Here is an 18533-nt window from a genome sequence, read left to right on the forward strand (position 1 = left end):
GTTTTCGGTCAGCGGCAACACTGCAGCCTCAACAGGCTCAGTTTGTTCGATAAACCGACAAAGAAGGACAAAACTGCAAATACGTAGCAAAGGTGCTACTTTGTACATGTGAGGAATAAGGTCTGAATTATCAAAGACTTGGTATGTCACGCCGCAGGCCGCGGCGACCCGCGAACTGGCGACTAATTTCGACAACAGGTTGTCCTTATCGACAACGCCCGCCCTAACATCATGCCATACTCTTTGGCCGGCTGAATCAATAACTATTGCATCCGGCCGTATTAATGGCCCGCCTAAATTGTCTGAGTATGTTTCATCGGCATCCGGGATCCAAAAACTTGAAACTTGATTGTTAAACTCCAGAAATATCAACCAATGAATAAGCTCTTCATGGCTTTCAAGTATAAGGTCGGCACCCGTTTTATGGCTGTAGCAAGTCCATAGGTAACTCGCACCTGACCTACGACTGCGCGCTTTGGAAATGAGGCGATTGGCAGGGCTTTTGCCGAAACGGACATGATCATACCCACTCTACATTGAGAGAACGTAGTTAGTGATATGACCAGCCTCGATAGCATTCCCTTAGGTGAAAAATGGGCGGGCATTCGTAAAAAGGATAGCAATGCAGTCCGCCAATCGTTATATTAAATTGGCAATAAAAATAAATTCTTATAAGCTTTCGTTTTATAAACATGGCAAGCTGCGGATATAACCATTTGGCATAAGCAGTTCGGAGTCCAACGGAAACAAGCGATCACATTTTCTAACTATTAGTTCCTTTGCCCGTTTCAAATGATTTATCAGACCAAATAACGAAACTAAAAAGCCAAGCCTCTTCAAAGGAAGAATTTATATACCTTTGATTTTTAAAGCTCTTTCTGCCATAAAAAATTCTAGATTTTAGTTCAGAGCACTTCTCTCGTGCGCGTTTCGGGCTGCTGAGATTTGTTGCCAGGTGCGTTCTCGTCAATGTCCATGCTGACCCTCCGTACAGATGCGCGGGAATTCCGTGCTTGTACATGAGAACCAGCAAAGCGTTTACAAGTGCAGCTCACTGGTTGAACCGAGAGAAAAAACCGGCTCACTGGCCAGGCTTTCTCTCCTATCTACGGCAATCTCACTGCATCTAGACCTGCGCAGCGAGATTCGCCTACGTGGCATCGAAGGACCCTATGGATATCCGAAACTACCTGCATCGTTGCATCTTCGATCGTTCCTTCATTACGGCATAAAACCCAGCCGTTATCTGAAACCGCTTGTTCAAACGCCTTGGTACACGCGACATGTTCCTCCAGCTTATGCATCACCGTGCTGCTCAGCCCACGCCGTCGTGCCGCTGCCCTCGCCCATGAAATTTCAGGGGCGGTGACCACCCCGACATGCAGGTCTGGCACGCGCACGTTTCGATCAATGTTCAATTGTAGAATTTCTGCAAACGGGACTATCCGGCGAAACGCCGCATCAGACGGGTACCAGCGATCAATCAAGATGATGCTGCCTGGTGGCTGTTTAGGCAGCACGTGCCGGGAAATCCAGCTACGGCTATCAGCGAGGCGCTGACAAACCTCCCACTCCAGATCCCGGATGGGATTTCTGACGAGTTTGTTTACGAGGCTCATTGTTTCACCCCTATGGGGATCGCTTTTTCTCTCGCAAAGCCGGATCACCATTATGTTGTCGGCCCTTAGCGCTTTGGTAATGGCCTCCAACAGTGTGGTTTTGCCGGCGCCCTTGGGCCCATCCAGAGAAACAAACAGCGGACGATTCATTTTTCACATAACGATAGATGTACGGTTGTTTTTGCCCGGATCGTTCGCTGAAACCGCTTGGCGCGACTCCGCGAATCGAGTGGCGGGAGCTTGTGAGCAGACATTGATGACCACTTTAACCCGCTTTCTGGCTCACGGGTCTCAACACTGCACCGTCGTTGGTCGGCGTCCCGCAATGGCAAGCCGCGATCTATACCTGTCACAAATCCGCCAATCCCTGACAAAAAAGAGCCTTTTGCTAACCTTTCAACGATCCCGCCAATCCCTGAGGCGCGCTGGTCTTCGATCAGGCACGTAATTGAGCAGCGATCTACGCTTGAATCAGAATTTATGATTTAACTAGGTAGTTAGCTATCTATATAATGCGCAAATCATTTCAACGGGACATTTAACGTGAAGCAGAGTCAACGCCTCTCGGGCATATCAAAATTCATTCTGGTCGGGTTGGGCGTGATCATCACCCTCCTCGGCTTGGCACTTGCTGCTGGGGGCATGAAATTGGTCAGCCTGGGAGGGTCCTGGTACTTCCTGGTGGGTGGGCTGGTGATGGCCGTTTCCGGTCTGCTGATCGCTCGCTTCAAAACGGCCGGTGCCTGGTTGTTCGCTGCGTTTCTGGTGGGCACGGCGATCTGGGCGGTGAGTGATGCCGGGCTGGTTTTCTGGCCGGTATTCTCGCGCCTGTTCATGTTCAGCGCCGTTGGCCTGGCGGTCACGCTGGTCTACCCGCTGCTAAAGCGTGCCAATGGCGGCGTCCCGGGTCGCGGCGCCTATGGCATTGCTGCTGTGCTGGCGATCGCGCTGGCGGTGGCTGCTGGCAACATGTTTGTTGCGCACCCGACTGTCGCCGCCACGGGCACTGGCCCGGGTCTGACGCCCGTCGAGCCAGCCAACGCGCAAAAGGACTGGGCTCACTATGGTAATACCGAGGGCGGTAGCCGTTTTGCTGCGCTGGATCAGATCAACCGCAACAACGTCGACAAGTTGAAGGTCGCGTGGACGTATCACACCGGTGACGTCGCCGAGAGCGATGGCAATGGCGCCGAAGACCAGCTCACCCCGCTGCAGATCGGCAACAAGGTGTTCATCTGCACCCCGCATAACAACCTGATCGCACTGGATGCGGACACCGGTAAGGAACTCTGGAAAAACGCGATCAATGCGAAGTCGAAAGTCTGGCAGCGTTGCCGTGGCATGGCTTATTTCGATGCAACAAAGACCATCGCTCAGCCAAGCAACTCGAGCATCATCGAAGCCACACCTGCCCCGGCAGCCAATTGCCAGCGCCGTTTGCTGACCAACACCATTGATGCCCGCCTGATTGCGGTCGATGCCGACACCGGCGAGTTCTGCCAGGGCTTCGGCAACAACGGTCAGGTTGATCTGAAGGCAGGCCTGGGTGATGTTCCGGACAGCTATTATCAGTTGTCTTCCGCACCGCTGATGGCGGGCACCACCGTGGTGGTTGGCGGTCGCGTGGCCGATAACGTGCAAACCGACATGCCGGGTGGCGTGATCCGTGGCTTTGACGTGATCACCGGCGCCATGCGCTGGGCATTCGACCCGGGCAACCCGCAGGATCGCAACGCGCCGGCCGACGGCAGTATTTATGTGCGCAGCACGCCGAACAGCTGGGCGCCGATGTCCTACGACCCGGCGACCAACACCGTGTTCCTGCCGATGGGCAGTTCCTCCACCGACATCTATGGTGTGGAGCGCAGCAAACTTGATCACACCTACGGCGCTTCGATCCTGGCGCTGGACGCCACCAGCGGTGAAGAACGCTGGGTTTTCCAGACCGTTCACAACGACCTCTGGGACTTCGACCTGCCGATGCAGCCGAGCCTGATCGACTTCACCAAAGACGGCAAAACCGTACCGGCGCTGGTCATCGGCACCAAGGCCGGGCAGATCTACGTGCTCGATCGAGCCACCGGCAAGCCGCTGACCGACGTTAAAGAAGTGCCAGTCAAAGCCGCAAACATCCCCAACGAACCGTACTCGCCAACGCAGCCGAAATCGGTGGGCATGCCGCAGATCGGTGCTCAGCACCTGACCGAAGCCGACATGTGGGGCGCGACGCCGTACGATCAGTTGCTCTGCCGTATCGACTTCAAGAGCATGCGTTACGACGGCTTGTACACTGCGCCGGGCATGGACAAATCGCTGAGTTTCCCAGGTTCGCTGGGCGGCATGAACTGGGGCAGCATCTCCACTGACCCGGTGCACGGTTTCATCTTCGTCAACGACATGCGTCTGGGTCTGTGGATTCAGATGATCCCGTCGCAGAACAAAGGCCAGGCCACTTCCGGTGGCGAAGCGTTGAACACTGGCATGGGCGCCGTTCCACTCAAAGGCACGCCTTACGCAGTGAACAAAAACCGCTTCCTGTCGGTGGCCGGCATTCCTTGCCAGGCGCCACCGTTCGGCACGCTGACTGCCATCGATATGAAGACGCAAAAAGTCGCCTGGCAAGTTCCGGTCGGCACCGTTGAAGACACCGGTCCACTGGGCATCCGCATGCACCTGCCGATCAAGATCGGTCTGCCGACCCTCGGCGGCACCCTGTCGACTCAAGGTGGCTTGATCTTTATCGCCGGCACTCAGGACTTCTACCTGCGCGCGTTCAACAGCGGCAACGGCGAGGAAGTGTGGAAATCGCGTCTGCCGGTCGGTAGCCAAGGTGGCCCGATGACCTACGTTTCGCCGAAAACCGGCAAGCAATACATCGTCATCACCGCCGGTGGTGCGCGCCAGTCGACCGATCGCGGCGACTACGTGATGGCTTACGCCCTGCCTTAAGCCGCAGTGCCCGCCTCACTGGTGGGCAATCTCTCTGAGCGCGGCACCTGCGGGTGCCGCGCTGCTTTGCGAAATCATTCAAGATTCCCCCAGGAAGATTCACATGTTTTTGGCTGTCCGCTTTTCTCATGCAGGCTGGCTTAACGGCTTGCTATTGGGCCTGACCTGCAGCACCACCCTTCCCGCCTTCGCCGATATCGACTCGAATCTATTGACCCGCAATACCCTGACCGGTGATTGGGGTGGCCTGCGCCAGCAGATGGATCAGGACGGCATTAAATTCACCGGCGATTACAGCGGCGAAACCGCTTACAACGCCGATGGCGGCCTGCGCCGTTCGGCCCGTTACTCGCAGAATATCAAGCTCGGCGCGCAGTTCGACCTGAGCAAACTGTATGGCGTGGATAACGCCGGCAAGATTCAGCTGACCATCAACGACCGACGCGGCAATAGCGCCTCCGAGGATCTGGTCGGCAACCGTCTGCCCATCCAGGAAAACTACGGCGGTCTCTACACTCGCCTGACTGAACTGAGTTACGAGCGCAGCCTGTTCACCCCGGCGCTCAATGTGAAGCTCGGTTACATGGCCATGGGCAACGACCTCGGTGGCCTGGACAGTGGCATTCTCTGCAACTTCATGAACGCTGGTTTCTGCGGCCATCCGCTGAACATGTCTGGCGGTAGTGGCTGGACCAACTACCCCAACGCCCACCTGGGCGTGCGCGTGAAGTACGACCTTTCGTCGTCCTGGCAGCTGCGCGTGGCAGCCTTCAATGTCGATCCTGAAAGCAACGGCAATTCCAGCCGTGCCTGGCATCTGGGCCCGAAACATACGACCGGCACCGTGGTGCCAATCGAACTGGTGTACAAGCACGCGGGTGAGTTGCCCGGCGAGTACAAGGTTGGCTACTACTACGACAGTTCTGACGTGACACGCATCGGCAGTGATAAAGAAGTGTCCGGCCGCAGCGGTCATTACCTGCTGATTGATCAGGCCGTGTGGAGCTCGCAAACGTCCGAGGGCCGCAGTCTGCACGCCTTCGGCCAATACTCGGCAGCCAGCGAAGCGGCTTCACCGTTCACCAAGTGGTACGGCACCGGCGTGGTTCTGTACAAACCGTTCGAAGGTCGCCCGCGCGACACCGTCGCTCTGGGCTATGGCCGTGCGGTGCCCAATCCACGCAGCCGCGATGTGCAGCAGGACGCCTCGCTCGCCAATGGCACAACGTACCCGAATCTGGACAGTGCCGAACAACTGATCGAGCTTGGCTATGGCTACCAGGCCACTCCTTGGCTGACGCTGCGCCCGAATGTGCAATACATCATCGAACCGGGCGCGTTTTCCGGGCAAGACATCGACAATGCGCTGGTGCTCGGTTTGCAGGTCAAAGCTACGCTCTGAGCTCTCGATCAGGGGGGGGGCAAAGAAACAGGAAAACCGGCGCAAGGCCGGTTTTTTTTGTCGTTTGATTAGTTGTGTTGCTCGCAAAGAATGTCATGTATGCGCTTATGTGGCGGCCAAAGTCTTTCATTCATGAACGTTCAAATACTCACGGTTTCGTTCGCTAATCGCACGACATCGCGTGTCGGGACACCCTCCTTCACTCATTGTTTGGCACGCTATGCACTACGCAATAACCGCGATTCATGCGGTTTGCAGTCGGATCATTCTGTTCGGCCAAATAAAAACAGGAGTACGCCTTGATCAACAAAACATTCGAATCCGTCGCTGCTGCACTGGACGGCATCGCCGATGGTTCGGTCATCATGGTCGGTGGCTTCGGCACCGCCGGGATGCCGTCGGAATTGGTAGATGGCGTCATCGCGTCGGGCGCTCGCGAGCTGACCATCATCAGCAACAATGCCGGCAATGGTGAAATCGGCCTGGCCGCATTGCTCAAAGCCGGGCGCGTTGCCAAGGTCATCTGCTCGTTTCCACGCCAATCCGATTCCTATGTCTTCGACGAACTCTACCTGGCAGGAAAGGTGCAGCTTGAGGTCGTGCCACAAGGCAACCTGGCCGAACGTATCCGCGCGGCAGGCTCTGGAATCGGTGCGTTTTATTCGCCGACCGGATATGGCACGTTGCTCGCCGAAGGAAAAGAAACACGGGTGATTGACGGTCGCAACTATGTGCTGGAAATGCCGTTGCACGCCGATGTCGCTCTGATCAAGGCCGAGAAAGGCGATCGCTGGGGCAATCTCACCTATCGCAAAGCCGCGCGTAACTTTGGCCCGATCATGGCGATGGCCGCGAAAACCACAATCGCCCAGGTCAAGCGGATCGTCGAGTTGGGAGAGCTGGACCCCGAACACATCATCACGCCGGGGATCTTCGTTCAGCGCGTGGTCGCCGTGCCGCAAGCCCCCATCTCGAAAGCCAACGTCAACTGAGGCCTGCCATGACTGTTATGAAAAAACTCTCGCGTAGCGAAATGGCCCAACGTGTGGCCGACGACATTCTCGAAGGCTCCTACGTGAACCTGGGCATTGGCGTGCCCACGCTGGTGGCCAACTACCTGGGTGACAAGGAAGTGTTCCTGCACAGTGAAAACGGTGTACTGGGCATGGGCCCGAGTCCTGCGCCGGGTGAGGAAGACGATGACCTGATCAACGCAGGCAAACAGCATGTGACGCTGCTGCCCGGTGGTGCCTATTTTCACCACGCCGATTCGTTCTCGATGATGCGCGGCGGCCACATCGATATTGCCGTGCTGGGCGCCTTCCAGGTCGCAGTCAACGGCGACCTCGCCAACTGGCACACCGGCGCCGAAGGTTCCATTCCGGCGGTGGGTGGCGCGATGGACCTCGCGACAGGCGCGCGCCAAGTGTTCGTCATGATGGATCACCTGACCAAGACGGGCGAAAGCAAATTGGTGCCGCAATGCAGCTACCCGCTGACCGGCATTGGCTGCGTGACTCGGATTTATACCGACCTGGCTATTCTGGACGTCACAGCGGAAGGCTTGAAGGTCCGGGAAATTGTTGCTGATATCAGTTTTGAGGACTTGCAAACGCTCAGTGGCGTGCCGTTGATTCGATAACGGATCGAGTTAGCGTGGTCACGCCGCAATGTGCCGGACGGTTTCAAGCCTGTCCGGCAACGGGTATTCACAGCTCCAGGGCTCAAGCTAAAGCGCGGGTTCCAGCCATTGGCCACCGGATCCACACCAAAGAAAGTGCCGCAGTTGTCAGTGGCGGTCTTGTCCCATTCCTGCAAATAAAACCCCTCGGCAACGAAGTTCTCTGACAGGTTCTGCGAGAGGTAAATCATGTCGTTGAAGACCTGCTCACGGCCTGCCAGATCCCGTGATGGCGCCCGCTAGTTACCCCGCCCTCCTCCAAACGACCACTCCTCACTGGCCGTAGTGGTGATCACCACCATGACATCCTCCGCGTTCAGGCCCGTCGCCCGCCCCAATTTCTCGACCAGGTCGCGGTAGAAACGCTGTTTGGTCTCGACACTTCGAGGCCGGCCTGCGGTAATCGTGATGAGTACAAAGTCATAGCTGCGCGGGCCGCCCAGGTAGTGGGGATCAAATATCAGCTCGCCGACCTCATGTTGGTGAATGGCCTGGAAGCGATCGGTCTTCGGCACTTCGAAGCTCTCGACCAAGGCATCGTGCAACCCCTCAGACAACGCCTGCAAATACTCGACCGACTTCCCGCGGTGTAGTGAAATTCGTGCAAACGGCATCAGCGCTTATTCCTGATTTTCTGGAAGGCAAACCTGAAGCTCACTGAGCAAATTCAGCGCCGAAGCAGCCGTCGGCCAACCGGAATAAAACGCCAGGTGGGTGATGACTTCGGCCAGTTCGTCGGCACTCAACCCGTTATCCAACGCACGTTGCAAATGGAATGGCAACTGCTCAAGCCGGTACATCGCCACCAGCGCGGCCACCGTCGCCAGACTGCGTTCACGAGGCCTCAATTGCGGACGTGTCCACATGTCGCCAAACAAGACGTTGTCGGTCAGCTCGGCAAACTTTTGCGGGTAGATGCTCTGTTGTTCCCGCCTCGTCACCATTGATGCGCTCATGATGTTTTTTCCCTGATATCCCAATTGACGGGGGCAAACTATCAAGTCGCGACAATTCCGAATATCAGATTTAATAGCGCCCATCATCCCGAATTAGTGGACTATTTCATGCGCCGCCCAACCTTCGACCTTGACGTATTGCGCACCTTCGTCACCGGCGTGGAGTTCAACAGTTTCGCCAAAGCGGCGGATCGTCTCGGTCGGTCGACGTCTGCCGTAAGCGCTCAATTGAAGAAACTCGAGGAGCAGATCGGTACGCCGGTACTGGCTAAATCCGGTCGCGGACTGGTCTTGACCCCCACAGGAGAAACACTCCTCAGCCATGCCCACCGTTTGCTGGAACTGAACGACAGCACTTTCCAGACCCTGCATGAAAGCCAGACCGCGGGGACCATACGCCTCGGCCTTCAAGAGGACTTTGGGGAGCACTTCCTGAGTGAAATCCTGCGACGCTTCGTCCAGCTTTACCCGATGGTGAAACTTGAAGTCCGGATCGCCCGCAACGCCGAATTACTTGCACGGGTCGAAAGCGCTGAACTTGACCTGGCCCTGACCTGGGACACCGGGCACATGTCGCCTTATGCCACGCGTCTGGGCGAAACACAGATGCACTGGATCGGAGCCCGGGATACGCCATTGCTGACGGCCCTTGATGGCTCACCGTTGCCATTGATCCTGTTCGACTCGCCTTGCGTCATGCGCAGCGCCGCCACCCAGGCGCTGGATGCCGCGCAAATACCCTGGCGGATTGCCCTCACCAGCCCCAGCGTCGGTGGTATCTGGGCGGCCGTCGCTGCCGGATTGGGCGTGACGCTGCGCACCCGCATCGGGCTGCCGAGCCATCTCACTGTCGTTCCCGCGTTACCCCCGGTGCCAAGCCTTGGCTATGTGCTTCACAGTGGAGGCGACAACACAACACCGGCTACCCGACAATTGTCCGCTTTGATCAAAGCGAGCCTGCAAGAACAGGCGTTTCGTTTCACGATGACGAAATAATCGACGGTACCCAAGTGTTCAATTCGAGCGATACGGATGGAAACTTTCGAAGCACTGAGGTGATGGGCCAATGACGGCTACCGGTGCAACATCCTGAACCGTAGGAATCGAACTGTGGATCCTTTGCCGAGGAATAACCGTTAACGACCGATAATCGAACGCTTTATTTATAGCTATAACCGATTGATATTAAACGATTAAATCTATTAAACAGAAAACTCAGCGGTAAATAATCAATTAACGCACTTTTCAATGGATCCATAAATTGATTGACTGGCACTGCACGGTGTCAGGTACAGCACCTGCCCGCTCATAAAAATAACAAGGGTGTCAGGATGAATGAGTTCTCAATCGGGTTCGAGCTTCGGCTTGCACCCAGCTTCGTATGCCTTCCTCGCTTTGCCGTTATGCAGCCTCTTCTCGAGGGGCAGCCATGAGTGTCGATCTGAAGAGCGTGGTAGATGAGCGTGCCATGGCGCGCTTCCAATGGCTGGCCGTGGGCATCTGCATTGTCCTGAACATGATCGATGGCTTCGACGTGCTGGTGATGGCCTTCACGGCTTCCTCGGTGTCTGCCGAATGGGGCTTGAATGGCGCGCAGATCGGATTGCTGTTGAGTGCCGGATTGTTTGGCATGGCGGCAGGCTCGCTGTTCATTGCGCCGTGGGCGGATCGTTATGGACGTCGGCCATTGATCCTGTTTTGCCTGCTACTTTCGGGGATCGGCATGCTGTTGTCGGCCCTGAGCCAGACGCCGCTCCAACTGGCGCTGCTGCGTGGCTTTACCGGCCTGGGTATCGGCGGAATCCTGGCCAGCAGCAACGTGATTGCCAGCGAATATGCCAACAAGCGCTGGCGCGGGCTGGCGGTGAGCCTGCAGTCCACCGGTTATGCCTTGGGCGCGACCCTTGGCGGGCTATTGTCGGTGTGGCTGCTGACGCACTTTGGCTGGCGTTCGGTGTTCATCTTCGGCGGCGCCGTGACCCTGGCGGTGATTCCCCTGGTGTTGCTGTACCTGCCTGAATCGCTGGACTTCCTGATCGCCCGTCGTCCCGCAAATGCCTTGGCACGCATCAATCGCCTGGCCGCACGTCTTGGCCAGCCGGAACTGCGTGAACTGCCCGTCGCCACATCAGCGCCGATTTCAGGCCGTGGCCGCCTGGCGCAGTTGCTCTCGCCGGATTCGCGACGCACCACCCTGCTGATCTGGCTGCTGTTTTTCCTGGTGATGTTCGGCTTCTACTTCGTGATGAGCTGGACGCCGAAGCTGCTGGTCTCGGCCGGGCTATCGGCACAGCAAGGCATCAGCGGCGGCGTGCTGTTGAGCGTAGGCGGCATCTTCGGCGCCGCGCTGATTGGCGGCCTCGCCTCGCGCTGGCGCCTGACCCGGGTGCTGTCGCTGTTCATGCTGATTACCGCGGGCCTGCTGGTGCTGTTCGTCGGCTCTGCATCATCGGTGTCGATGGCACTCGGCCTGGGCCTGCTGATCGGCTTGTTCGCCAACGGTTGCGTGGCTGGCTTGTACGCGCTGTCGCCGATTGTCTATGACGCTTCAGTGCGCACCACGGGGGTCGGTTGGGGCATCGGTATCGGGCGCATCGGCGCGATCCTGTCGCCCACCGTTGCCGGCCTGTTGCTCGACAGCGGTTGGCAGCCACTGCACCTGTATGGGGTGTTCGCCGTGGTCTTCGTGATTGCCGCTGCCGTGTTGCTGCAACTGCGGCCCAAGGCCCAAGCACAACCAGGTGCCGAGCCTATCCAGGCCTGAGCCATGCAGACTTGAGCCGCGCAAAACAGTAGCGAGGGCACGCCCTCGCTACTGACAACATCCTCCAGGAAAACAACAATAATGACTTACTTTCCTCTCCCTCCCCGGGCCCTGCTCGGCGGTGCCATAGCGCTTGCCCTGATGCCTTCGGCGCACGCTGAAAGCAACGGTTTTTTCGAAGATTCCAAGACCAGCCTGACCCTGCGAAACTACTATTTCAATCGTGACTTCAACGATCCCGGCGCCAGCAAGAGCAAGATAGAAGAATGGGCCCAGGGCGCGATCCTCAAGTTCAGCTCCGGTTATACACCGGGCGTTGTCGGCTTTGGCCTTGACGGTATCGCGATGCTGGGCGTCAAGCTCGACAGCGGCCCGCAACGCAGCGGTTCGGAGCTGCTGCCGGTGCACGACGATGGTCGCGCCGCCGACGACTACGGACGCGCGGGGCTGGCGGCAAAAATGCGTATTTCCGATACCGAGTTGATGCTCGGCGAGCTCATGCCGGATATTCCGCTGCTGCGCTACGACGACGGACGCCTGCTGCCGCAGACCTTCCAGGGCGCCATGCTGGTGTCCCGGGAGCTTCCCGGCCTGAGCCTGCAGGGCGGTCAATACACCTCGGTGAGCCTGCGCAATTCCTCGAACATGCAAGACCTCTCGGCCTGGGCTGCGCCCACCGTCATGTCGGACGGCTTCAACTATGCGGGTGCCGAATACCGCTTCAACGAACAACAGACCCTGATCGGCGCCTGGCACTCGCAACTCGAAGACATCTATCAGCAAAGCTATCTGAACCTGCTGCATAAACAGAAAGTCGGTGACTGGACCCTGGGCGCAAACCTGGGCTACTTCATCGACAAGGATGACGGCAGCGCCCTGATCGGCAACGTGCAAAGCCATACCGCCTACGGGCTGTTCTCGGCCAACCTGGGTGGCCATACCCTGTACCTGGGGCTGCAAAAGGTCAGCGGCGATACCGGCTGGATGTCAGTGTATGGCAGCAGCGGGCGGACCCTGGGCAACGACATGTTCAACGGCAACTTCAGCAACGCCGACGAGCGCTCCTGGCAGGCGCGCTATGACTACAACTTCGTCGCCGTCGGTATTCCCGGCCTGTTGCTGATGACACGCTACGGTCACGGCGAAAACGCCACCACCAAGGCCGGCAGCAACGGCAAGGAATGGGAACGTGACACCGAGGTCAGCTACACCCTGCAAAGCGGCCCACTAAAAAACCTCAGCGTGCGCGTCAACAACGCCACCAACCGTCGTAGCTTCAACAGCGACTTCGATCAGACCCGGGTGATCGTCAGCTACCCACTGTCACTCTGATCCTCCCCGCCAGGGGCGCTTGTCGCCCCTGCATCTCCTCACTCCTTGCGGTACTATGGCGCCCTCCCCTCTGGAAGTCGCCTGCATGAGCAAACCGGGTCAAATGGTGCTGGTCGCACTGCGCAAAATGATCGCCTCGGGCGAGCTGGCGGCCGGCGAACGACTGATGGAGATTCCGACGGCGGAACGCTTCGGCGTCTCGCGCATGCCGGTGCGCATGGCCTTCCTGACCCTGGAACAGGAAGGTTTGCTGGTGCGCCATGGTGGTCGGGGCTATCAGGTGCGCTCGGTGAGTGCCGACGATATCGCCGGGGCCGTGGAGGTGCGCGGGGTGCTGGAGGGTCTGGCTGCGCGGCAGAGTGCCGAACGCGGCTTGAGTGAGCAGGCGCAGGCGGCGCTGCGCGAATGCCTGGTGCAAGGCGATGCACTGTTCGACAAAGGCTACGTGACGGAAGAAGACCTCGAGGCGTTCCATGACCTCAACATGCGTTTTCATCAGGTGATCGTCGAAAGCAGCGCCAACCCGGCGATTGCCGAAGCCCTGGCGCGCAACGACCATCGCCCCTTCGCTTCAGTCTCGGCGCTGGCGATCGATCGCCAGGACATGGCCCGCGAATACCGGCGCTTTAACTTCGCTCACATGCAACACCACTCGGTCTTCGACGCGCTGGTCAGCCGCCAGGGCGCACGCGCTGAAGCCATCATGCGTGAACACGCCAATGCGACACTGCGCTACGCCGAAGTCTTCGGTGCGATCAGCAACAGCGACCGGATGAAAGTGATCGCACGCGGCGAGTGACCGACGGGTTCAGAGGTCCAGCACCAACAGCTTGGACTTGGCCCTCGAGCAGCAGGGCGTGAACTGATCATTGGCCGCTTGCTCTTCTTCGGTGAGGAACAGGTCACGGTGCTCCGGCACTCCTTCCAGCACACGGGTCAGGCAGGTGCCGCAGATGCCCTGCTCACAGGAAAGCGCAATCTCGACGCCGTGGCTTTCCAGCACCTGGACCACCGTCTTGTCGGCCGGTATGTCGAACACCTGTCCGCTGCTGCCCAGCTTGACCTGGAACGACCCGTCGGCACTGGTATCCACCGGAGCCGCGGCGAAGTATTCACGGTGCAAGTACTCGTCGCTCCAGCCCTGGGCCTTGGCGCTGTCGAGCACATGCTGCATGAAACCTGAAGGACCGCAGACATACAGGTGCACGTCAGGCTGCGGATTGGCCAGGACCTCGGCGGCATCCAGGCGCGAATCGGCCTCTTCATCGAAATGCAGGTGCACGCGATCGGCAAAGGATGCCCCTTTGAGTCGCTCGACAAACGCTGCGCGCTCACTGGAACGAGCGCAGTAGTGCAGCTCGAAATCGGCACCATCGTGGGCCAGGTGCTCGGCCATGCACAGGATCGGGGTGATGCCGATGCCACCGGCGAACAACAGGCTGCGCCGTCCCTCGGCCACCAGCGGGAACAGGTTGCGCGGCTCACTGATGAACAGCCGATCGCCGCTGTTGATCTGCTCATGCAGGCTCTGGGAACCACCGCGCGAGGCGACATCCTTGAGTACGCCGATCAGGTAGCGATGGCGTTCTTGCGGGTGATTGCACAGCGAGTACTGGCGGATCAGCCCGCCGGGCAGGTGCACGTCGATATGGGCACCGGCACTGAAGCCGGGCAACTCCCCTCCCTGCGCACAGGCCAACTCGTAGCTGCAAATATCCAACGCTTCGTTGTTGCGGGATGTCACGACGACTTCAATCATGGCGCACCTTCAAGACCGGCCACCGCAGTGGCCGGGAACAGTATCAATGGGAGTGGATGGCGTAGCGCTCGAGCTAGTTTGCCGTGGCGATAAGCTCGACAGCCGGCGCGCGCTCACGGGCGATGATTCGCTCCAGCACGCGCCTGGACTGCACACCACCGGCATCGATATTGAGCTTGAGCAAGTTGCGCTCGGGATTGGCCAGCAGGTTTTTCTGCTGCTGTTCGAGCATGTCGAGGTCTTCGCTGAAGATCTTGCCCTGGCCCTCGCGAATGCTGGCGGTCAGTGCTTCGTCGTGAGGATTGAAATTGCGCGCCATGCCCCAGAAGTACCAGATCGATGTTTCGGTCTCCGGGGTAATGAAGTCGACCACGATGCTCGCGGCCTTGTGTTGCGGCTCGGCGTGGTAACCGCCCTTGCCGGCGTGGGCCACGCCCACCTCGATCAACACGTGGCTGGGCGGACTGAAGCGGCAGATCTGCCAGCGGTCTACCGGCACGTCGTCGGCCAGGTTGTTGCCACGCAGGGCCATGCGCCAGAACGGCGGCGCCATGATGTTTTCCATGTGTCGCGCGGTGACCACCTCGTCACCCTCGACGGTGGTGACCGGCGCCGCTTCATCGATCTCTTTCTGGCCGATGCTCGAGGCGTGCACGTAGGTTTCGTGGGTGAGGTCCATCAGGTTATCGATCATCAATCGATAGTCGCAGTTGATGTGGAACAGCCCCCCGCCATACGCCCACTCATCGCTGACCGCCCACTCCAGATGATGGATCAGTGCAGGGTCAGCCTTGTCCTGCTCCCCGGGCCAGACCCAGATGAAACCGTAACGCTCTTCAACGGCGTAAGTCTTGTTGCACGGAAAGCCCCGTACGCGCTGACCGGGCATTTCGACGGTCTTGCCGTCACAGCCCATGACCAGGCCGTGGTAGCCGCAGACCAGGTTGCCGTTTTCAACATAACCCAGTGAAAGGGGGGCACCGCGGTGTGGGCAAAAATCTTCGACGGCGGCAACGCGCCCTTCTTGTCCACGATAGAAAACGATTTTCTCACCGCATATCTGCCGCCCCAGCGGCTTGGAAGCGATCTCGTCAGGGGTGCAGGCGACATACCAGGTGTTTTTCGGATACATAGGATTCTCCGGACAGGCTTGTTTTTATGGATCCAGTAAATCGGATCAACCCAATACAAGTCAAGTTTTCTCCGAAATAATAAGATTAATGGATCCATTAAAGCCTAAACAGTGACTCCAACATTTTGAACACCTGATGCATGCATAGTCAGTCCTGACTAACTCGATAAAACTTTTAAAGTGAGCCGCTTCAGCGCCTGCCTCGATAGTTAGTAGCTTACTGACGAACTGTCGAGGTCAAGCCTGACGAGCAAAACTACGGATTAAGTCAGCCCGAAACACTGAGAAGAGTGATAGTGGCCGCCGGCGGAAACCTTTGGGCGCAGCGAATCAGCGACAGGGAATCGGTGCCGTGACCCCGATCGCAGCGCTGCCCTGGATGACGCGCAGGCGCAGGGCAAAGGTGCAGGCGTGAGCGCTGCGGCGTGTAGCACCAGCTGCCTGCGGTGAATGGCGGATAATCTGCGCGCCTGCTCTCGGTCCGATAAGGGAGAAATCATACGGAGATCTGATTACCGAGATGCCAAGCGTGCTGCACTCACCAAGCCGTCCAGCCAGTCCTGGTGGCCGTTGATCATCGGATTGGGCTTGGCCTTGGCCAGATCCTCAGCAGGCTTACCCTTTTGTGTTTCCTGAGTGAGGATGCGAACGCGTCCTCCGGATAGATCTTCAATCAGCCAGGCATGGTGAACATCCAGCCGCGTATCAGCCTCACCCGCCCATCCATGCCATGCAATTCGGCCCGGGGAGGTGGGGGTTGGAGGCACGTACTCATTGCATTGGGCCTCGACCGGAAAGCCGAAGGTTTCGAAGTAGAAACACACGCCGTCTTGCAGATCCGGCCCGCTGTAATCATGAAATTGAATGTTTGCCGAGTTGGCGTAGTACGTGGGCCACTTGTGCGCCTGACTCAGCAGCGGCCAGATCTGCGCTGCATTCAAACCCGCGATAATGACTTCGTTAGAGACAAAGTTTTCGGTAAACCCTGGCAGGTAGCCTTAGGGCCAAATGATCTCGTTCATGGAAAATTCAACGCTCGATTGATGGGTTGGCGCCATGATGGGTGTAGGCTTGAAATAAGACCAATCGCCATATTTTATCTAGAGCATCATGAATCCTGATATCCGAAAACTCGAACTCAACCTGCTCAAGGCACTGGATGCATTGCTTGATGAGCGTAGTGTGACGCGAGCCGCGGATCGCCTGTCGCTCACGCAACCTGCCGTGAGCGGCATGCTCAACAGGCTCCGAGAAAGCTTCGATGATCCTCTTTTCGTGCGCGCCCAACGGGGTATCGTGCCGACATTACGCGCCGAACAACTTGCAACCCCGGTCAAGCAATTGCTGGCCGATATCGAAGGCATGCTTCAACCGCAAAACTTTGATCCGCTGACGGCAAGCATGACGATCAGAATTGCTTCGACCGACTATGCACTGCGCGCCGTAGTCGTGCCCTTCCTGAGCGCCTTAAGGAAGAAAGCGCCAAACATTCGCGTTAGCGTCCAACCCGTCGACCATCAAGAACTTCAGAGTCAGCTGGATCGAGGGGAAATCGACCTCGCATTGGTTACCCCTGAAGCAATAACACCAGGACTGCATTCGATAGCACTTTTTGATGAAAGCTATGTGTGCGTGATGCGTGCTGATCATCCAGATGCCCTGGATAACACCCTTTCACTGGATCGATTCTGCGCATTGGATCACGCCTTAGTCTCGCCCTCCGGAGGCGGGTTTCACGGGGTGACGGATGAGGCACTGGAAAAGCTTGGGAGATTACGGCGGGTCACGGTATCGGTGAGCAGCTTTCTGGTACTCCCTGAGATTTTGTTGTACAGCGATCTGATTGCTGTCGTCCCGCGCCGATTGGCCATACACAACGTTGGGCTGACGACGCTGGAGCCGCCTGTGGAAATACCAGGATTCAGGAAAACCCTGATCTGGCACGAACGGACGCATCGTGATGCTGCTCATCGCTGGGTGCGTTCGCTCATGGTTGAAACCGTTCGGACGGGCGGCGTATTCCGGTCAGGAATACGCCCATGAAAATCATGAATTTTATTTATCGCTGTGGATCTCGTAGCGTGCCTCCTTCTGCATAAGGAGATGACCCTGTGAATAGTTCCCGCCTGCGCTTGTACGTTGACTCTCAATTTTCCAGCCCCTATGCCATGTCGGCTTTCGTGGTACTGCGCGAAAAGGGCATCGAATTTGAAATGATCCCGCTAGACCTCGACGCATCCGAAAACCAGTCAGAGGACTATGCCAGCCTCTCGCAGACCCAGCGGGTACCCACACTTGTGCACGGCGACTTCGCCTTATCAGAATCCTCGGCGATCACTGAGTACCTGGAAGACGTTTTCCCCCAGGCGCCGGTTTACCCACAAGGCCTGATGCAGCATGCAAAGGCACGACAAGTCCAGGCATGGGTGCGAAGTGACCTGCTGCCCATTCGGCAGGAACGATCCACATTGGTTGTGTTTTATGGGCTCAAATCAAACCCCTTGTCGCCAGCTGCCGAGTCGGCAGCGCGCAAGCTGTTCGGTGCCGCACAAATGCTACTGGCCGACAGCCCCGAGTACCTGTTCGGCCAATGGTCGATCGCCGATGTGGATCTGGCCTTGATGCTCAACCGGCTGATATTCAATGGTGACTCCGTACCACCCGCGCTGGTGGAGTACGCGCAGCGCCAATGGCAACGACCAACCGTACAGGAGTGGGTCAAATTGCAACGTCCTCCGATGTAGTCGGCACACGTATCATTTTATGGAGAGCGGCTTATTTTTAGAGAGAGGGTTTCGGGCTCGTTTCAGAAACCAGGCCTGGGACCCTTTCTCGATGGCCGGATGTAACGCAGGCAGCTTCGGGAATAGGTACAGGGTACCCATCGAAAAACGCTTTCGATCAGCGGCGGCGATTGTAATCGGAGTGGGCATCGCGTT

General features: G+C 57.8%; 18 protein-coding genes. 10 read left to right on the forward strand and 8 right to left on the reverse strand.

Annotated features, from left to right (window positions below):
- Together NL64_RS30480 and NL64_RS14475 are read right to left on the reverse strand one after the other, a co-directional pair.
- Window positions 1–195: hypothetical protein (locus NL64_RS30480; protein WP_216594572.1), on the reverse strand; the 195-nt coding region annotated here is incomplete at its 3' end.
- A 911-nt stretch (window positions 196–1106) separates the two neighbouring features.
- A complete protein-coding gene (locus NL64_RS14475) occupies window positions 1107–1769 on the reverse strand; it encodes a dTMP kinase (protein WP_034148754.1) in 663 nt (220 codons plus the stop codon).
- A 393-nt stretch (window positions 1770–2162) separates the two neighbouring features.
- Here NL64_RS14475 and NL64_RS14480 point away from each other — a divergent pair, with 393 nt between their 5' ends.
- From NL64_RS14480 to NL64_RS14495, 4 genes are all read left to right on the forward strand, one after another.
- A complete protein-coding gene (locus NL64_RS14480; RefSeq protein WP_034148755.1) occupies window positions 2163–4568 on the forward strand; it encodes a glucose/quinate/shikimate family membrane-bound PQQ-dependent dehydrogenase in 2406 nt (801 codons plus the stop codon).
- A 103-nt stretch (window positions 4569–4671) separates the two neighbouring features.
- A complete protein-coding gene (locus NL64_RS14485) occupies window positions 4672–5970 on the forward strand; it encodes a carbohydrate porin (RefSeq protein WP_034148756.1) in 1299 nt (432 codons plus the stop codon).
- A gap of 299 nt (window positions 5971–6269) precedes the next feature.
- Complete coding sequence (locus NL64_RS14490; protein ID WP_034148757.1) at window positions 6270–6962, forward strand: 3-oxoacid CoA-transferase subunit A; 693 nt, start codon at window positions 6270–6272, stop codon at window positions 6960–6962.
- Window positions 6963–6970: 8 nt separating this feature from the next.
- The gene (locus NL64_RS14495) at window positions 6971–7612 is read left to right on the forward strand and encodes a 3-oxoacid CoA-transferase subunit B (protein WP_034148758.1); all 642 of its coding nucleotides are present in this window, start codon (window positions 6971–6973) and stop codon (window positions 7610–7612) included.
- Here the strand turns inward: NL64_RS14495 and NL64_RS30140 are convergent.
- Genes NL64_RS30140 through NL64_RS14505 form a run of 3 tightly spaced genes read right to left on the reverse strand, consistent with a single transcriptional unit; the run spans window position 7495 to window position 8607 of the window.
- Window positions 7495–7842 carry a DUF1302 family protein gene (locus NL64_RS30140; RefSeq protein WP_155292757.1) on the reverse strand — a complete coding sequence of 116 codons (348 nt, stop codon included), beginning with the start codon at window positions 7840–7842 and terminating at the stop codon, window positions 7495–7497. The two genes, NL64_RS14495 and NL64_RS30140, sit on opposite strands and share 118 nt — an antisense overlap.
- 48 nt (window positions 7843–7890) lie before the next feature.
- On the reverse strand, window positions 7891–8265 hold the full coding sequence (locus NL64_RS14500) for a tautomerase family protein (protein WP_034148759.1): 375 nt from the start codon (window positions 8263–8265) through the stop codon (window positions 7891–7893).
- A gap of 6 nt (window positions 8266–8271) precedes the next feature.
- Window positions 8272–8607 carry a carboxymuconolactone decarboxylase family protein gene (locus tag NL64_RS14505; RefSeq protein ID WP_034148760.1) on the reverse strand — a complete coding sequence of 112 codons (336 nt, stop codon included), beginning with the start codon at window positions 8605–8607 and terminating at the stop codon, window positions 8272–8274.
- A 108-nt stretch (window positions 8608–8715) separates the two neighbouring features.
- Here NL64_RS14505 and NL64_RS14510 point away from each other — a divergent pair, with 108 nt between their 5' ends.
- The 4 genes from NL64_RS14510 (at window position 8716) to NL64_RS14525 (ending at window position 13502) form a co-directional block, all read left to right on the forward strand.
- Entirely contained in the window at window positions 8716–9603 is an 888-nt protein-coding gene (locus NL64_RS14510; RefSeq protein WP_034148761.1) for a LysR substrate-binding domain-containing protein, read from the forward strand.
- Window positions 9604–10036: 433 nt separating this feature from the next.
- Window positions 10037–11371, forward strand: a complete 1335-nt coding sequence (locus NL64_RS14515) for an MFS transporter (protein WP_034148762.1) — start codon at window positions 10037–10039, stop codon at window positions 11369–11371.
- 141 nt (window positions 11372–11512) lie between these two features.
- Complete coding sequence (locus tag NL64_RS14520; protein WP_253277091.1) at window positions 11513–12703, forward strand: OprD family porin; 1191 nt, start codon at window positions 11513–11515, stop codon at window positions 12701–12703.
- A gap of 85 nt (window positions 12704–12788) precedes the next feature.
- Window positions 12789–13502, forward strand: a complete 714-nt coding sequence (locus NL64_RS14525; RefSeq protein ID WP_034148764.1) for a GntR family transcriptional regulator — start codon at window positions 12789–12791, stop codon at window positions 13500–13502.
- Between the two features lie 9 nt (window positions 13503–13511).
- Here NL64_RS14525 and NL64_RS14530 read toward each other — a convergent pair whose 3' ends face one another.
- The 3 genes from NL64_RS14530 to NL64_RS14540 form a co-directional block, all read right to left on the reverse strand.
- A complete protein-coding gene (locus NL64_RS14530) occupies window positions 13512–14462 on the reverse strand; it encodes a PDR/VanB family oxidoreductase (RefSeq protein ID WP_034148765.1) in 951 nt (316 codons plus the stop codon).
- Between the two features lie 73 nt (window positions 14463–14535).
- Window positions 14536–15594, reverse strand: a complete 1059-nt coding sequence (locus NL64_RS14535) for an aromatic ring-hydroxylating oxygenase subunit alpha (protein WP_034148766.1) — start codon at window positions 15592–15594, stop codon at window positions 14536–14538.
- A 512-nt stretch (window positions 15595–16106) separates the two neighbouring features.
- On the reverse strand, window positions 16107–16535 hold the full coding sequence (locus NL64_RS14540; protein WP_253277089.1) for an SRPBCC domain-containing protein: 429 nt from the start codon (window positions 16533–16535) through the stop codon (window positions 16107–16109).
- A 169-nt stretch (window positions 16536–16704) separates the two neighbouring features.
- Between NL64_RS14540 and NL64_RS14545 the strand changes: the two genes are divergently transcribed.
- Together NL64_RS14545 and yfcF are read left to right on the forward strand one after the other, a co-directional pair.
- Window positions 16705–17637: a LysR family transcriptional regulator gene (locus tag NL64_RS14545; protein ID WP_034148767.1), complete on the forward strand. Its 933-nt coding sequence runs from the start codon at window positions 16705–16707 to the stop codon at window positions 17635–17637.
- A gap of 68 nt (window positions 17638–17705) precedes the next feature.
- The gene (gene yfcF / locus NL64_RS14550) at window positions 17706–18338 is read left to right on the forward strand and encodes a glutathione transferase (protein WP_034148768.1); all 633 of its coding nucleotides are present in this window, start codon (window positions 17706–17708) and stop codon (window positions 18336–18338) included.
- Window positions 18339–18533: the final 195 nt, after the last annotated feature.

It is taken from the genome of Pseudomonas fluorescens, from assembly GCF_000802965.1.
GTDB lineage: Bacteria > Pseudomonadota > Gammaproteobacteria > Pseudomonadales > Pseudomonadaceae > Aquipseudomonas > Aquipseudomonas fluorescens_A.